This window comes from Streptomyces sp. NPDC006235 (assembly GCF_040613735.1).
GTDB lineage: Bacteria > Actinomycetota > Actinomycetes > Streptomycetales > Streptomycetaceae > Streptomyces.
Map to the genome: position 1 here is coordinate 117443 of NZ_JBEXSR010000014.1, position 14409 is coordinate 131851.

General features: G+C 71.4%; 14 protein-coding genes. 11 read left to right on the plus strand and 3 right to left on the minus strand.

The genetic code is table 11. The features are described 5' to 3' along the window. Window positions 1-92: 92 nt before the first annotated feature. Window positions 93-1013, minus strand: a complete 921-nt coding sequence (locus ABZ192_RS18845) for a DMT family transporter (RefSeq protein ID WP_356925585.1) — start codon at window positions 1011-1013, stop codon at window positions 93-95. Here ABZ192_RS18845 and ABZ192_RS18850 point away from each other — a divergent pair. The 3 genes from ABZ192_RS18850 to ABZ192_RS18860 all read left to right on the plus strand — a co-directional run bounded on the left by ABZ192_RS18850 (window position 1012) and on the right by ABZ192_RS18860 (window position 3594). Beyond that, window positions 1012-2448, plus strand: coding sequence for a PLP-dependent aminotransferase family protein (locus ABZ192_RS18850; RefSeq protein WP_356925586.1), 1437 nt, complete (start codon window positions 1012-1014; stop codon window positions 2446-2448). The genes ABZ192_RS18845 and ABZ192_RS18850 overlap by 2 nt on opposite strands. A gap of 39 nt (window positions 2449-2487) precedes the next feature. Further along, window positions 2488-2928, plus strand: a complete 441-nt coding sequence (locus ABZ192_RS18855; RefSeq protein WP_356925587.1) for a GNAT family N-acetyltransferase — start codon at window positions 2488-2490, stop codon at window positions 2926-2928. 72 nt (window positions 2929-3000) lie between these two features. Then, complete coding sequence (locus ABZ192_RS18860) at window positions 3001-3594, plus strand: histidine phosphatase family protein (RefSeq protein WP_020272334.1); 594 nt, start codon at window positions 3001-3003, stop codon at window positions 3592-3594. On the opposite strand, the gene ABZ192_RS18865 is transcribed toward ABZ192_RS18860, so the two are convergent. Continuing rightward, window positions 3576-4016 (minus strand): DUF6314 family protein, encoded by a 441-nt coding sequence (locus tag ABZ192_RS18865; protein ID WP_356925648.1) that lies wholly within the window; start codon window positions 4014-4016, stop codon window positions 3576-3578. The two genes, ABZ192_RS18860 and ABZ192_RS18865, sit on opposite strands and share 19 nt — an antisense overlap. Window positions 4017-4153: 137 nt before the next feature. Here ABZ192_RS18865 and ABZ192_RS18870 point away from each other — a divergent pair, with 137 nt between their 5' ends. Beyond that, the gene (locus ABZ192_RS18870; protein WP_356925588.1) at window positions 4154-6637 is read left to right on the plus strand and encodes an alpha-L-arabinofuranosidase C-terminal domain-containing protein; all 2484 of its coding nucleotides are present in this window, start codon (window positions 4154-4156) and stop codon (window positions 6635-6637) included. A gap of 75 nt (window positions 6638-6712) precedes the next feature. Here ABZ192_RS18870 and ABZ192_RS18875 read toward each other — a convergent pair whose 3' ends face one another. Next, entirely contained in the window at window positions 6713-7456 is a 744-nt protein-coding gene (locus ABZ192_RS18875; protein ID WP_356925589.1) for a VOC family protein, read from the minus strand. Between the two features lie 111 nt (window positions 7457-7567). Here ABZ192_RS18875 and ABZ192_RS18880 point away from each other — a divergent pair, with 111 nt between their 5' ends. The 7 genes from ABZ192_RS18880 (at window position 7568) to ABZ192_RS18910 (ending at window position 14403) form a co-directional block, all read left to right on the plus strand. Beyond that, window positions 7568-8254, plus strand: coding sequence for a VanZ family protein (locus tag ABZ192_RS18880; protein WP_356925590.1), 687 nt, complete (start codon window positions 7568-7570; stop codon window positions 8252-8254). Window positions 8255-8263: 9 nt separating this feature from the next. After that, window positions 8264-8941: a response regulator transcription factor gene (locus ABZ192_RS18885; protein WP_356925591.1), complete on the plus strand. Its 678-nt coding sequence runs from the start codon at window positions 8264-8266 to the stop codon at window positions 8939-8941. After that, window positions 8934-10013 (plus strand): HAMP domain-containing sensor histidine kinase, encoded by a 1080-nt coding sequence (locus tag ABZ192_RS18890; protein ID WP_356925592.1) that lies wholly within the window; start codon window positions 8934-8936, stop codon window positions 10011-10013. Before ABZ192_RS18885 ends, ABZ192_RS18890 begins: the two co-directional genes overlap by 8 nt. A gap of 79 nt (window positions 10014-10092) precedes the next feature. Further along, entirely contained in the window at window positions 10093-11121 is a 1029-nt protein-coding gene (argC, locus tag ABZ192_RS18895; protein ID WP_356925593.1) for an N-acetyl-gamma-glutamyl-phosphate reductase, read from the plus strand. Beyond that, complete coding sequence (gene argJ / locus ABZ192_RS18900) at window positions 11118-12269, plus strand: bifunctional glutamate N-acetyltransferase/amino-acid acetyltransferase ArgJ (protein WP_356925594.1); 1152 nt, start codon at window positions 11118-11120, stop codon at window positions 12267-12269. Before argC ends, argJ begins: the two co-directional genes overlap by 4 nt. Next, the gene (gene argB, locus ABZ192_RS18905) at window positions 12266-13192 is read left to right on the plus strand and encodes an acetylglutamate kinase (RefSeq protein ID WP_356925595.1); all 927 of its coding nucleotides are present in this window, start codon (window positions 12266-12268) and stop codon (window positions 13190-13192) included. Before argJ ends, argB begins: the two co-directional genes overlap by 4 nt. After that, the gene (locus ABZ192_RS18910; RefSeq protein ID WP_356925596.1) at window positions 13189-14403 is read left to right on the plus strand and encodes an acetylornithine transaminase; all 1215 of its coding nucleotides are present in this window, start codon (window positions 13189-13191) and stop codon (window positions 14401-14403) included. Before argB ends, ABZ192_RS18910 begins: the two co-directional genes overlap by 4 nt. The last annotated feature ends 6 nt before the right edge of the window (window positions 14404-14409 follow it).

Consider the following 14409-nt stretch of genomic DNA (forward strand, 5'->3'; position numbering starts at 1 on the left):
CTGGGGCCTCCTCACGAGGTGTGGAGCAGCGGTCCGTGGCTTTTGAGTCTACGGCCGGGGGCGCGACTCGGCAGGGGCCGTGCGGGCCCCGCTCAGCCGCGCGCCCGTTGTGTGACGGCGATGCAGACCAGCACCGCCACGGCTGTCAGCGGGGCGGCCACCGGCAGGTGCTCGCCCAGCAGCAGCACCGACCACACCAGTGTGAGCAGGGGCTGGGCGAGCTGCAACTGGCTGGCCTTCGGGATGCCGACGGCCGCCATGCCCCGGTACCAGACGACCAGCCCGAGGAACTGCGAGCCCGCCGCGACCCACAGCAGCCCGGCGACGCTGTGCGCGGTCAGGTGTACGGGCTCCTGCGCCAGGGCGAACGCGGCGACGGGCACGGTCAGCGGCAGGCACAGCACCAGCGCCCAGCCGATGACGTGCCAGCCCGGCATGACCCGGGCGAGCCGGCCGCCCTCGGTGTAGCCGGCCGCGCACACCAGCAGCGCCGCGAAGAGATACACGTCGGCCCTGCTCAGGGCACCGCCGCTCTGCTGCACGGTGAAGGCCAGCACCGCCGCCGCACCGGCGAGGGCCGCCGCCCAGAAGGTGCGCGAGGGGCGGGTGCCGACACGCAGGGCGGAGAAGAGAGCCGTGGTCAGGGGGAGCAGTCCGACCACGACGGCGGCGTGCGCGGTGGTCGAGGTCTCCAGCGCGAGCGTGGTCAGCAGCGGGAAACCGAGCACGACACCGGCCGCGACGACCGCGAGGCCGGACCAGTGGCGGCGGGCGGGCAGCGGGACACGCAGGACGAGCAGAGCACCGCCCGCGATCACCGCTGCCAGGACGCTGCGGACGGCGACCAGCGACCAGGGGCCGAAGCCCTCCAGACCCCAGGCAGTGGCGGGGAAGGTGAGGGAGAAGGCGATGACGCCCAGGGTGGCCTGGAGGGTGCCGAGGCCGGGCCGCTGCTCCCGTTCCTCGGTGACCGCTATCCGGGAAGCGGTGGTAGCGCTACTCTGTACTCTCATGCAAGAGCGTAGCAGCGTCGGTGAACTGGCGGAACAGCTACGGCGGGAGCTCGACCGCTACTCGCCGGATGGAAAGCTGCCGTCGAGCCGGGCCCTGGTCGAGCGGTTCCGGGTGAGCCCCGTGACCGTGTCCCGGGCGCTGGCGCAGCTCGCCGCCGAGGGACTGGTCGTCACCCGGCCCGGCGCGGGCGCGTTCCGCGCGCAGGCCCGGACGGCACCGGCCCCCGCCGGGGACACCTCCTGGCAGGAGGTCGCGCTCAGCGCGGACGGTGCCGCCGACCTCGTGCCGCGCTCGGTGGACGCCTCCGGGGTCCTCGTCACGCTGGCCGCCCCGCCGCCCGGCGTGATCGAGTTCAACGGCGGCTATCTGCACCCTTCGTTGCAGCCGGAGCGCGCGATGGCCGCCGCCCTGTCGCGAGCCGGACGCCGCCCCGGCGCCTGGGGACGCCCACCCGTGGAGGGGCTGCCGGAGCTGCGCGAGTGGTTCGCGCGCGGCATCGGCGGATCCTTCACGGCCGCCGAGGTGCTGGTCACCGCGGGCGGACAGTCCGCGCTCACCACCGCCCTGCGCGCCCTCGCCCCGCCCGGCGCCCCCGTCCTCGTCGAATCCCCGACCTACCCCGGCATGCTCGCCATCGCCCGTGCCGCGGGCCTGCGCCCGGTGCCTGTCCCGGTGGACGCGGACGGCGTGAAACCGGCGCTGCTCGCCGACGCCTTCCGGGCCACCGGTGCCCCGGCCTTCGTCTGCCAGCCGCTCTTCCAGAACCCCACCGGTGCCGTGCTCGCCCCCGAGCGGCGCGGCGAGGTGCTGCGCATCGCCCGGGCAGCGGGCGCGTTCGTCGTCGAGGACGACTTCGTGCGGCGGCTCGTGCACGAGGATGCGGGGCCGCTGCCGCGCCCGCTGGCCGCCGACGACCCCGACGGTGTCGTCGTCCACGTCTGCTCGCTGACCAAGGCGACCTCGCCGAGCTTCCGGGTGAGCGCCCTGGCCGCGCGCGGTCCGGTCCTGGAGCGGCTGCGCGCGATTCAGGTCGTCGACACCTTCTTCGTGCCCCGGCCCCTTCAGGAGGCGGCACTGGAACTCGTCGGCTCGCCCGCCTGGCCGCGCCATCTGCGAGCGGTGTCCGCCGAGTTGAAGGCGCGCCGGGACGCGATGACCGCCGCGCTCGCTCAGCACCTGCCGGAACTGGTCCTGCCGCATGTGCCGTCCGGCGGCTACCACCTGTGGCCGCGTCTGCCGGACGGGACGGACGAGCCGGCCCTCGTGGCGGCCGCCTTGCGCGCGGGCGTCGCGATCACACCCGGCCGCCCCTACTTCAGCGCCGAGCCGCCGGCCGCGCACATCCGGCTGAGCTTCGCGGCGGTCGCGGGGACCGGGGAGATCGCGGAGGGCGTACGGCGGCTGCGCGCGGCCTGCGACGAGGTGCTGGGATAACAGGTCGACGCCCGGCCGCCGACCTGCCAGCATCCCGTCATGACCGACATACCGAGCCTGCCCGAGGGCTACGAGATCTCCACCGACCCCGCCCGCGTCGACGCCGAGCGCGTCCACCACTGGCTGTCCACCGACGCGTACTGGGCGCTGGGCCGCCCTCGCGAGAAGCAGGACCGGGCGATCGAGGGGTCGCTCAACTTCGGCGTGTACGACACGGTGTCGGGGGAGCAGGTGGCGTACGCCCGGGTCATCACGGACCGGGCGACCTTCGGGTGGCTGTGTGACGTGTACGTCGACCCGTCGGTGCGCGGCAAGGGTGTCGGCACCGCGCTCGTGGCGGGCGTACGGGACGAGCTGCGGCAGTACGGGGTGCGCCGGGTCCTGCTCGCCACGCACGACGCGCACGGCGTCTACGAGAAGCTCGGGTTCGCCCCGCTGGAGCGGCCCGAGCACTGGATGGCTCTCCTCTTCGGCCAGTGAGGGTCGGTGCACCCTGGGTAACTCCTGGGTAACCCTCTTGACCTGCGCACTTGCGGCGCTCACCATCACCGCATGCCACTTCGGGTCACGTTCGTCGCCGCCGCGCGCAGCTCCCCGCTGCTCGCCGAGCGCTTCGAGGACGACCGGCCGCTGGACCAGGCCGGCTGGGGTGAGGTGGAGCGCGTCGCACACGAGCTGCTGCCGCTCGCCGCGGCCGAGTTGCGCTACTGCTCGCCGACTCCGCGCAGCCGTGCGACGGGGGAGGGGCTCGGCTACGCGCCGCTGGTGCAACTCGGTCTGCGGGACTGCGACATGGGCCGGTGGCGCGGGCTGACCCTGGGCGAGGCGATGGCCCGGGAGCCGGAGGCGGTGGACGCCTGGCTCGCCGACCCCCGCGCCACACCGCACGGCGGTGAGTCGCTGGTGGACTTCATCACCCGCGTCGGCGGCTGGCTCGACACCCGGCCCGTCGAGGACGGCTGCCGGGTCGTGGCCGTCGCCGAGCCGTCCGTGATCCGCGCCGCTCTGGTGTACGCCCTGAAGGCACCGCCCTCGACGTACTGGAACATCGACGTCCGCCCGCTGTCGACGACCGCCGTGACGGGCCGGGCGGGGCGCTGGAACCTGCGCTTCGACGGGGTGCCGGCTCAGACGTCCCGTGCGTAGTCGGTGCGCAGCACGAGGTCCTTGGCCGGGCCGCGTACGTGCCACACCGTCCGCCAGTGGTCCGCGTCCCGGACGGTGAACTCGCCCCGGTAGAGGTCCGCCGCACAGGGGTGGTCGGTGACGTGCCGCCCGGATGTCAGGTCCAGGTCGTGGAACGGCCGCCCGTCCGCGAACCGCACGTCCGCCGTGCCGCCGGGGACCGGCAGGAACCGCAGCGTCCGTTCCGCGGGCCGGGCGACTCCCTGCCAGACGAACGTGCCGGACTCGTGGTGCAGCAGCCCGCCGTTCTCCTCCTCGGTGAACAGGGTCGTGCCGGAGAACTCCCCCTGCTCGCCGCTCGCGAGATCCCGCACCGACCGGGCCACGCGCCAGCGCCCGGTCAGATACGCCAGTACGTCCGGCACTGGCCAGAACTCGCCCATCCCGTACCGCTCTCCGTCCCGGCCGTTGCTGCGCGACCCATTGACGCGCATCCGCCCCCTCCCTATCTTGCCGTTCGAAGTGCTGATCAATGTCTGATATTTCGAACACTCCTCTACCAGAGAGCCGCGGAGTATCCATGCCACGCACCGCCCGCACCCGATGGAGAGTCGGTCTCACGACCACCGCCCTCCTGACGGCAGCAGCCCTCGTACCGGCCCCCGCGCACGCCGAGGACGTCACCGACTACGCGATCACCGTCGACCCGTCCGCCAAGGGCGCGGCGATCGACGACACGATGTACGGCGTCTTCTTCGAGGACATCAACCGGGCCGCCGACGGCGGTCTGTACGCCGAGCTCGTGCAGAACCGCTCCTTCGAGTACTCCACCGCCGACAACGGCTCCTACACGCCCCTGACCTCGTGGACGGCCGGCGGCACGGCCGAGGTCGTGAACGACTCGGGCCGCCTCAACGAGCGCAACCGCAACTACCTCTCCCTGGGCGCCGGTTCCTCCGTGACGAACGCCGGCTACAACACCGGCATCCGGGTCGAGCAGGGCAAGAAGTACGACTTCTCCGTGTGGGCCCGCGCGGAGAGCGGCAGCACGCTGACCGTCTCCCTCAAGGACGCGGCGGGCACGCTGGCCACCGCCCGGCAGGTGGCCGTCAAGGGCGGCTGGGCCAAGTACAAGGCCACCTTCACCGCGAGCCGCACCAGCAACCGCGGCCGCCTCGCCGTGGTCTCGACGAACGCCGCCGCGCTCGATGAGATATCGCTGTTCCCGCGCGACACCTACAAGAACCAGCCGAACGGCCTGCGCAAGGACCTCGCCGAGAAGATCGCCGCCCTGAAGCCCGGCTTCGTGCGCTTCCCCGGCGGCTGCCTGGTCAACACCGGCTCCATGGAGGACTACAGCGAGGCCTCGAACTGGCAGCGCAAGCGCAGCTACCAGTGGAAGGACACCATCGGCCCCGTAGAGCAGCGCGCGACCAACGCCAACTTCTGGGGCTACAACCAGAGCTACGGCCTCGGCTACTACGAGTACTTCCGCTTCTCCGAGGACATCGGCGCCATGCCGCTGCCCGTCGTCCCCGCCCTGGTGACCGGCTGCGGCCAGAACAAGGCCACCGACGACGACGCCCTGCTCAAGCGGCACATCCAGGACACCCTCGACCTCATCGAGTTCGCCAACGGCCCGGCGACCTCCAAGTGGGGCAAGGTCCGCGCGCAGATGGGCCACCCCAAGCCCTTCCACCTGACCCACGTCGGGGTCGGCAACGAGGAGAACCTCCCGAAGGAGTTCTTCGCCCGCTTCGAGCAGTTCCGGGCCGCCATCAAGGCGAAGTACCCGGACATCACCGTCATCTCCAACTCGGGCCCGGACGACGCCGGCACGACCTTCGACACCGCCTGGCAGCTCAACCGCGAGGGCAAGGTCGACATGGTCGACGAGCACTACTACAACAGCCCGACCTGGTTCCTCCAGAACAACGACCGCTACGACTCCTACGACCGCAAGGGCCCCAAGGTCTTCCTCGGCGAGTACGCCTCCCAGGGCAACGCCTGGAAGAACGGCCTGTCCGAAGCCGCCTACATGACCGGCCTGGAGCGCAACGCGGACATCGTCAAGCTCGCCTCGTACGCCCCGCTGCTCGCCAACGAGGACTACGTGCAGTGGCGGCCGGACATGATCTGGTTCAACAACCACGCCTCCTGGAACTCGGCCAACTACGAGGTCCAGAAGCTGTTCATGACCAACGTCGGCGACCACGTCGTCCCGTCGAAGGCCACGACCACGCCGAACGTCAGCGGCCCGATCACCGGCGCCGTCGGCCTGTCCACATGGGCGACCAGCGCCGCGTACGACGACGTGAAGGTCACCTCGGCGGACGGCTCGACGCTGCTCAGCGACGACTTCTCCGGCGACGCCTCGAAGTGGACCACCAGTGGCCGGGGCAGCTGGAGCATCCAGGACGGGCAGTACGTCCAGACCGACACCGCCGCCGAGAACACCATGGTCACGGCGGGCGACCCGGCCTGGAAGGACTACGACCTGCATGTGAAGGCCACCAAGAAGTCCGGCAAGGAGGGCTTCCTCGTCGCCTTCGGCGTCAAGGACACCGGCAACTACTACTGGTGGAACCTGGGCGGCTGGAACAACACCCAGTCCGCGATCGAGCAGGCCGTCGACGGCGGCAAGGGCACGCTGATGACGAAGGCCGGGTCGATCGAGACGGGCCGCGCCTACGACATCGACATCAAGGTGCGCGGCCGTCAGGTCACCCTGTTCCTGGACGGCAAGGAGTGGGGCAGCTTCAAGGACGACAAGCCGGCCGAGCCGTTCCGCCAGGTCGTCACCAAGGACGCCAGGACCGGTGACCTGATCGTCAAGGTCGTCAACGCCCAGTCCGCCGAGGCCCGTACGGCCGTCGACCTGGGTGGCGCGAAGGTCGCCTCCACGGCCCGCGTGACCACGCTGGCCGCCGACGAGGACGCGGTGAACACCGAGACGGACACGCCGGTGACGCCGGTGACGTCCACGTTCCGGGGGGTGGACCGGAAGTTCACCTACACCTTCCCGGCGAACTCCGTCACCTTCCTGCGGATCAACCAGAGGTAGCAGGCACCTCGCGTGGGCCGCTGCCCCCTGGGGTGGCGGCCCACGCCCGTGCCCGGGTGCCGTCGGGGATCCGCGTCAGCGCGGGCCGAGGACGCAGAACTCATGGCCCTCCGGGTCCGACAGGCACGTCCACGGGACGTCGCCCTGGCCGAGGTCGAGGTCGGTGGCACCGAGGGTTTTCAACCGGGCCACCTCCGCCGCCTTGTCGTCACCGGCGTACGGCAGCAGGTCGACATGGACGCGGTCCGGCACGGTCTTCGCCTCGGACGAGCGGCGGAACTCCAGGTACGGGCCGACGCCCTGGGCGGAGCGCAGCACCGCGTGATCGTCCGTCACCTCGTGCAGCGTCCAGTCCGTCGCCTCGCCCCAGAACCGGGCCATGGCCCGCGGATCGACGCAGTCGACCACCACCCGGGCGATCGGCCCGGTGTCCCGGTAGATCTCCCGGGGCTCCAGCACACAGAACTCGTTGCCCTCCGGGTCGGCGAGGACCGTCCACGGCACGTCGCCCTGGCCCACGTCGGCGGGCTTCGCACCGAGAGCCTTCAGCCGCGCGACCCACTCCGCCTGATGGGCCGCGGAGGTGGTGGCGAGATCGAGGTGCACACGGTTCTTCGTCGCTGTCTTGGGTTCCGGGACGGCGACGACGTCGATGCAGACAGCGGCCGGGTCCGGCCAGACGAAGCCGTCGCCGGGTTCCACGTTGGTCACGCCGGGCCCCTCGCTGGAGACACCCCAGCCGAGCGCCTCCGCCCAGAACCGGCCGACCGCCGCGTCATCGAGGGCCTTGACGTTCACCTGAACAGGTCGCAGTGCCATGCCGGTGATCTTATGTATTCGCTCGGCGACGGCATCCGGATTTTCGCCTGTCGCGGGCGTATCGAAAATCGCATACGCCGTCGCAACGGCCCTTCGCCTCTCCTGGAGGGCATGAACTCCCACACCTCCCTGTCAGCACCGCCTCGCCGTGCGCGCGGGATCGTGCTCCTCGCTCTGGCCGTCCTCGGCCTGGCGAGCGCCGTGTTCGTCGTGCGGCGGCCGCTCATGATGTCCGCTCCGGTGTGCATGGCCGGGCGGTGGCACGGCTGCTTCGACACGTTCAACGGCGTGGTGCTCATGACCTTGGTCGCGCTGCCGCTCGCCGCGCTGGTGGTGTGGGCCCTGGCGTGCCGTCGGCGCGCCGCGGGCGTCACGCCGGCCTGGCGGACGTCGCTGGCCGAGGTGGGCATGGTCCACGGGACGGTGCCGTTCCTGTGGCTGACCATGATGCCGGGCGCCGGTGCCGGCGTCGTCCCCGGCCGGCTGAGCCTGGTGCCGCTGCGGGACCTGGCCACGATGGGGCCGCTCGGGATCGCCGGGAACCTGCTCGTCTTCGCGTCGCTGGGCTGCTTCGCCCCGATGCGGTTCGCGGCGCTTGCGTCCCTGCCGCGGATCCTGGCGCTCGCGGCGGGCTGCTCGGTCCTGGTCGAAACCGCCCAGTACGTGCTGCGGCTGGACCGGGTCTCCTCCGTCGACGACGTCCTGGTCAACACCGCCGGCGCCGTGCTGGCCGCGCTGGCGTCGCGCCGCTGGTGGCACACGTCGTCGCATACGTCCGCGATATGCCGTGCTGCCTAGGCTTCGGGCATGCGCGTACTGATCGTGGAGGACGAGCCCTACCTGGCCGAAGCCGTCCGGGACGGTCTGCGGCTGGAGGCGATCGCCGCCGACATCGCCGGCGACGGCGAGACCGCCCTGGAACTGCTCAGCGTCCACTCCTACGACCTCGCGGTCCTCGACCGCGACATCCCCGGCCCCTCCGGCGACGAGGTCGCCCGGCGCATCGTCGCCTCCGGCAGCGGCATCCCGATCCTCATGCTCACCGCCGCCGACCGGATCGACGACAAGGCTTCCGGGTTCGAGCTCGGCGCCGACGACTACCTCACCAAACCGTTCGAGCTGCGGGAGCTCGTCCTGCGGCTGAGGGCGCTCGACCGCCGGCGCGCCCACGCCCGGCCCCCGGTCCGCGAGATCGCGGGCCTGCGGCTGGACCCCTTCCGCCGGGAGGTCTTCCGCGACGGACGCTACGTCCCGCTCACCCGCAAGCAGTTCGCCGTGCTGGAAGTCCTCGTCGCCGCCGAGGGCGGTGTCGTCAGCGCCGAAGAGCTGCTGGAACGGGCCTGGGACGAGAACGCCGACCCCCTCACCAACGCCGTGCGCATCACCGTCTCCGCACTGCGCAAACGGCTCGGCGAGCCAGGGATCATCGCCACGGTGCCGGGTGTCGGCTACCGCATCGACGCCGGACACCGTGGCGATGAGTAGACGCCCAGGGCTCAGCGCTCGCCTGAAACTCACCCTCAGCTATGCCGGACTCGTCCTCGTCACCGGCGCTGTCCTGCTGGCCGTGGTGTGGGTGTTCCTGCTGCGCTACGTACCCGACAACTCCCAGGGTCTGCTCGGCATCTCACCCAACCGGTACCTCCTCTCGCGCATCTTCGGTCGCGCCGCGGCCGTGGCACTGGCCTTCCTGCTCGTGTTCGGCCTCGTCGGGGGATGGATCCTCGCCGGCCGGATGCTCGCACCGCTCGACCGGATCACGGCCGCGGCACGGCTGGCCGGGACCGGATCGCTGTCCCACCGCGTCCGCATGGAGGGCCGCCGGGACGAATTCCGCGAACTCGCCGACACCTTCGACACCATGCTCGAACAACTCGAGTCGCACGTCGCCGAGCAGCAGAGGTTCGCCGCGAACGCCTCCCACGAACTGCGCACCCCGCTGGCGATCTCGCAGACGCTGCTCGACGTCGCCCGCAAGGACCCCACGCGGGACCGAGACGAACTCATCGAACGCCTGCACGCCGTCAACACGCGCGCGATCGGCCTCACCGAGGCCCTCCTGCTGCTCAGCCGCAGCGACCGCGGCACCTTCACCCGCGAGAGCGTCGACCTCTCCCTCATCGCGGAAGAGGCCGCCGAAACCCTGCTCCCCCTCGCCGAACAGCGCGGGATCACGCTCGACGTCACCGGCGGGGCGGCCCGGGCCGTCGGCTCGGCGGAACTCCTGCTGCGGATGGTGACGAACCTCGTCCAGAACGCCCTCGTCCACAACCTCCCCGCCGGTGGCACCGTGACGGTCCACACCGAGGCGCGCGGCGGCACGAGCGTGCTGCGGGTCGAGAACACGGGCGGCCGGCTCCCGCCGGACCTGGTACCGACCCTCACCGAGCCCTTCCAGCGCGGAACGGAACGCGCACGCACCGACGAGCACGCCGGTGCCGGCCTCGGCCTGGCCATCGTGGACAGCGTCGTCCGCGCCCACGCCGGCACCCTCCACCTCACCCCCCGGCCCGCCGGCGGCCTCCTCGTCACGGTCCGGCTTCCGGGCACGCCGTAGGCAGCCGTTCCCGAGCCGAGCGGGCGATTGCATAAAACTGCAGAGAAACGTATAGTCATGCCCTCTAGGAGGAGGTTCCATGGCGGTACGTGCGGCAGTGGCCGGAGCGAGTGGATACGCGGGCGGGGAACTGCTGCGTCTGCTCCTGGCGCACCCCGAGGTCGAGATCGGCGCCCTGACCGGCAACTCCAACGCGGGGCAGACGCTCGGTGCGCTCCAGCCGCACCTGCTGCCCCTGGCCGGCCGAGTACTCCAGGAGACCACGCCGGAGGTGCTCGACGGCCACGACGTCGTGTTCCTCGCGCTGCCCCACGGGCAGTCCGCCGCCGTCGCCGAGAAGCTCGGGCCGGACGTGCTGGTGATCGACATGGGCGCCGACTTCCGGCTGACGGACGCCACCGCCTGGGAGCGCTTCTACGGCTCGTCGCACGCCGGAACCTGGCCCTACGGCCTTCCCGAACTGCCGGGCGCCCGCGCCGCGCTGGAGGGGTCCAAGCGCGTCGCGGTGCCCGGCTGCTACCCCACGGCCGTGTCGCTGGCGCTCTTCCCGGCGTACGCCGCCGGGCTCGCCGAGGCCGAGGCCGTGATCGTCGCCGCGTCCGGCACCTCCGGCGCGGGCAAGGCACCCAAGCCGCACCTGCTGGGCAGCGAGGTCATGGGCTCGATGTCCCCGTACGGCGTCGGCGGCGGGCACCGGCACACCCCAGAGATCACCCAGAACCTCAGCGCGGCCGCCGGTGAGCCGGTCTCCGTCTCCTTCACACCGACCCTCGCGCCGATGCCCCGCGGCATCCTCGCCACGTGCAGCGCGAAGGCGAAGGACGGGGTCACCGCGGAGTCCCTGCGCGCGGCCTACGAGAAGGCGTTCGCCGACGAGCCCTTCGTGCACCTGCTGCCCGAGGGCCAGTGGCCCGCCACGGCGTCCGTCTACGGTTCGAACGCCGTTCAGGTGCAGGTCGCGCACGACACGGCCGCCGGACGGATCATCGTGATCAGCGCCATCGACAACCTCACCAAGGGCACCGCCGGCGGTGCCGTCCAGAGCATGAACATCGCCTTGGGGCTCGACGAGACCACCGGACTGACGACGATCGGAGTTGCGCCGTGAGTGTGACGGCAGCGAAGGGATTCACGGCGGCGGGCATCGCCGCCGGGATCAAGGAAAACGGCAACCCCGACCTGGCCCTCGTGGTCAACACCGGGCCCCGCCGCGCCGCCGCCGGCGTCTTCACCTCCAACCGCGTGAAGGCCGCCCCGGTGCTGTGGTCCGAGCAGGTCATGAAGAGCGGCCAGGTCTCCGCCGTCGTCCTCAACTCCGGCGGCGCCAACGCCTGCACGGGCCCGAAGGGCTTCCAGGACGCGCACGCGACGGCCGAGAAGGTCGCCGAGGTCCTCGGGCGGGGCGCCATCGAGGTCGCCGTCTGCTCGACCGGCCTGATCGGCATCCTCCTGCCGATGGACAAGCTGCTGCCGGGCGTGGAGAAGGCAGCCGAGTCGCTGAGTGAGCACGGCGGTGAGAAGGCCGCCATCGCCATCAAGACCACCGACACCGTCCACAAGACGTCCGTCGTCACCAAGGACGGCTGGACCGTGGGCGGCATGGCCAAGGGCGCGGGCATGCTCGCCCCCGGCCTCGCCACCATGCTCGTCGTCCTCACCACCGACGCCGACCTGGACGACGACGTACTCGACAAGGCGCTGCGGGCGGCCACCCGGACGACCTTCGACCGGGTCGACTCCGACGGTTGCATGTCCACCAACGACACCGTGCTGCTGCTCGCCTCCGGCGCGGCCGACGTCACCCCGGCGTACGAGGAGTTCGCCGAGGCCGTCCGGCAGGTCTGCGACGACCTCGGGCAGCAGCTCATCCGGGACGCCGAGGGCGCCAGCAAGGACATCAAGGTCGAGGTGATCAACGCCGCGACCGAGGACGACGCCGTCGAGGTGGGCCGCTCCATCGCCCGCAACAACCTCCTCAAGTGCGCGATCCACGGCGAGGACCCCAACTGGGGCCGGGTGCTGTCGGCGATCGGCACGACGAGCGCGGCCTTCGAGCCCGACCGGCTCAACGTCGCCATCAACGGCGTCTGGGTGTGCAAGAACGGCGGTGTCGGCGAGGACCGCGACAAGGTCGACATGCGCTTCCGCGAGGTGCACATCGTCGCCGACCTCGCCGCCGGGTCCGAGACCGCCACCATCTGGACCAACGACCTCACCGCGGACTACGTCCACGAGAACAGCGCGTACTCGTCATGAGCAGCCCGACGCGGAAACACACCGCGCTCCCCAAGGCCCAGATCCTCATCGAGGCGCTGCCCTGGCTGGTCCGGCACAACGGCAAGACGGTCGTCATCAAGTTCGGCGGCAACGCCATGATCGACGAGGACCTGAAGGCTGCCTTCGCCCAGGACGTGGTGTTCCTGCACCACGCCGGCCTCAAGCCCGTGGTCGTGCACGGCGGCGGCCCGCAGATCAGCGCCGCCCTGGACCAGCACGGCATCGTCAGCGAGTTCAAGGCGGGCCTCAGGGTGACCACCGAGGACGCCATGGACGTCGTACGGATGGTGCTGGCCGGTCAGGTGCAGCGCGAGCTGGTCGGGCTGCTCAACCAGCACGGCCCGCTCGCCGTCGGCCTCACCGGCGAGGACGCGCACACCATCACCGCCACCAAGCACCAGCCCGAGATCGACGGCGAACTGGTCGACATCGGCCGGGTCGGCGAGATCACCGCGATCGACACCGGCGCGATCGAGGCCCTGCTCGCCGACGGCCGCATCCCGGTCGTCTCCTCGATCGCCCGCTCCCAGGACGACGGACATGTCTACAACGTCAATGCTGATACGGCGGCTGCGGCACTCGCTGCTGCACTGGGCGCCGAAACCCTCATGGTCCTCACGGACGTCGAGGGACTCTACGAGGACTGGCCGAACAGCGACGAGGTGATCAGCCGCCTCACCGCCTCCGAGCTGGAGCGGCTGCTGCCGGACCTCTCCTCCGGCATGGTGCCGAAGATGGAGGGCTGCCTGCACGCCGTACGGGGCGGCGTCACCACCGCCCGGGTCATCGACGGCCGGGTCCAGCACTCGATCCTGCTGGAGATCTTCACCGACGAGGGGATCGGCACGATGGTCGTGGCCGACGAGAAGCCCGAGGGACCGGGCGGGCAGGGGGAGTCGTGAACAACGTCGCGGGCAATCAGGAACTGACCGCGCGGTGGCAGAACGCGCTCATGAACAACTACGGCACCCCGAGGCTCCCGCTCGTCCGCGGCGAGGGCACCAAGCTGTGGGACGCCGACGGCAAGCAGTACCTGGACTTCGTCGGCGGCATCGCGGTCAACGCGCTCGGCCACGCCCACCCGGCCGTCGTCGAGGCAGTGAGCCGGCAGATCGCCTCCCTCGGCCATGTCTCCAACCTGTTCGTCGCCGAGCCGCCGGTCGCGCTCGCCGAACGGCTGATCCAGCTCTTCGGCCGCGACGGCAAGGTCTACTTCTGCAACTCCGGCGCCGAGGCCAACGAGGGCGCCTTCAAGATCGGCCGGCTCACCGGGCGGACCCACATGGTCGCGACCCAGGGCGGCTTCCACGGCCGCACCATGGGCGCCCTCGCGCTCACCGGCCAGCCCGGCAAGCGGGAACCCTTCCTGCCCATGCCGGGCGACGTCACCCACGTCCCGTACGGCGACGCGCAGGCGCTGGCCGCCGCGGTGACGGACGAGACGGCCCTCGTCGTCATCGAGCCGGTCCAGGGCGAGAACGGGGTCGTGGTCCCGCCCGCCGGCTACCTCAAGGCCGCCCGGGCCATCACCGCCGCCACCGGCGCGCTGCTCGTCCTCGACGAGGTGCAGACCGGCGTCGGCCGGACCGGCCACTGGTTCGAGTACCAGGCCCACGAGGGCGTGCTGCCCGACGTCGTCACCCTCGCCAAGGGCCTCGGCGGCGGACTGCCCCTCGGCGCGACCGTCGCCTTCGGACGCGCCGCCGAACTGCTCCAGCCCGGCCACCACGGCACGACCTTCGGCGGCAATCCCGTCGCCTGCGCCGCCGGGCTCGCCGTCCTCGACACCATCGAGAACGAGGGGTTGCTGCAGAACGTCAAGCGGCAGAGCGAGAAGTTGCGGGAGGGGATCGAGGGCCTCGGTCACGAGTTGATCGATTTCGTCAGGGGCGCGGGTCTCCTCCTGGGTATCGTGCTCACCGAGCCGCTCGCGCCCCAGGTGCAGCAGGCGGCTCAGGACGCCGGCCTCCTGGTGAACGCGCCCGCCCCCGACGTCGTACGGCTCATGCCGCCGCTGAACATCGGTGACGACGAGGTGGACGCCTTCCTCCGGGCACTGCCCGGCGTCCTCGACGCAAGCGCAGCCGACGGGGACGGACGATCCGGGGAATGAGACGAC

Excerpts from the sequence above, each read along its gene's own strand:
- ABZ192_RS18850 (WP_356925586.1), top strand. The coding sequence starts at position 1,012 with ATGCAAGAGCGTAGCAGCGTCGGTGAACTGGCGGAACAGCTACGGCGG.
- ABZ192_RS18845 (WP_356925585.1), bottom strand. The coding sequence starts at position 1,013 with ATGAGAGTACAGAGTAGCGCTACCACCGCTTCCCGGATAGCGGTCACC.
- ABZ192_RS18855 (WP_356925587.1), top strand. The coding sequence starts at position 2,488 with ATGACCGACATACCGAGCCTGCCCGAGGGCTACGAGATCTCCACCGAC.
- ABZ192_RS18860 (WP_020272334.1), top strand. The coding sequence starts at position 3,001 with ATGCCACTTCGGGTCACGTTCGTCGCCGCCGCGCGCAGCTCCCCGCTG.
- ABZ192_RS18865 (WP_356925648.1), bottom strand. The coding sequence starts at position 4,016 with ATGGGCGAGTTCTGGCCAGTGCCGGACGTACTGGCGTATCTGACCGGG.
- ABZ192_RS18870 (WP_356925588.1), top strand. The coding sequence starts at position 4,154 with ATGCCACGCACCGCCCGCACCCGATGGAGAGTCGGTCTCACGACCACC.
- ABZ192_RS18875 (WP_356925589.1), bottom strand. The coding sequence starts at position 7,456 with ATGGCACTGCGACCTGTTCAGGTGAACGTCAAGGCCCTCGATGACGCG.
- ABZ192_RS18880 (WP_356925590.1), top strand. The coding sequence starts at position 7,568 with ATGAACTCCCACACCTCCCTGTCAGCACCGCCTCGCCGTGCGCGCGGG.
- ABZ192_RS18885 (WP_356925591.1), top strand. The coding sequence starts at position 8,264 with ATGCGCGTACTGATCGTGGAGGACGAGCCCTACCTGGCCGAAGCCGTC.
- ABZ192_RS18890 (WP_356925592.1), top strand. The coding sequence starts at position 8,934 with ATGAGTAGACGCCCAGGGCTCAGCGCTCGCCTGAAACTCACCCTCAGC.
- argC (WP_356925593.1), top strand. The coding sequence starts at position 10,093 with ATGGCGGTACGTGCGGCAGTGGCCGGAGCGAGTGGATACGCGGGCGGG.
- argB (WP_356925595.1), top strand. The coding sequence starts at position 12,266 with ATGAGCAGCCCGACGCGGAAACACACCGCGCTCCCCAAGGCCCAGATC.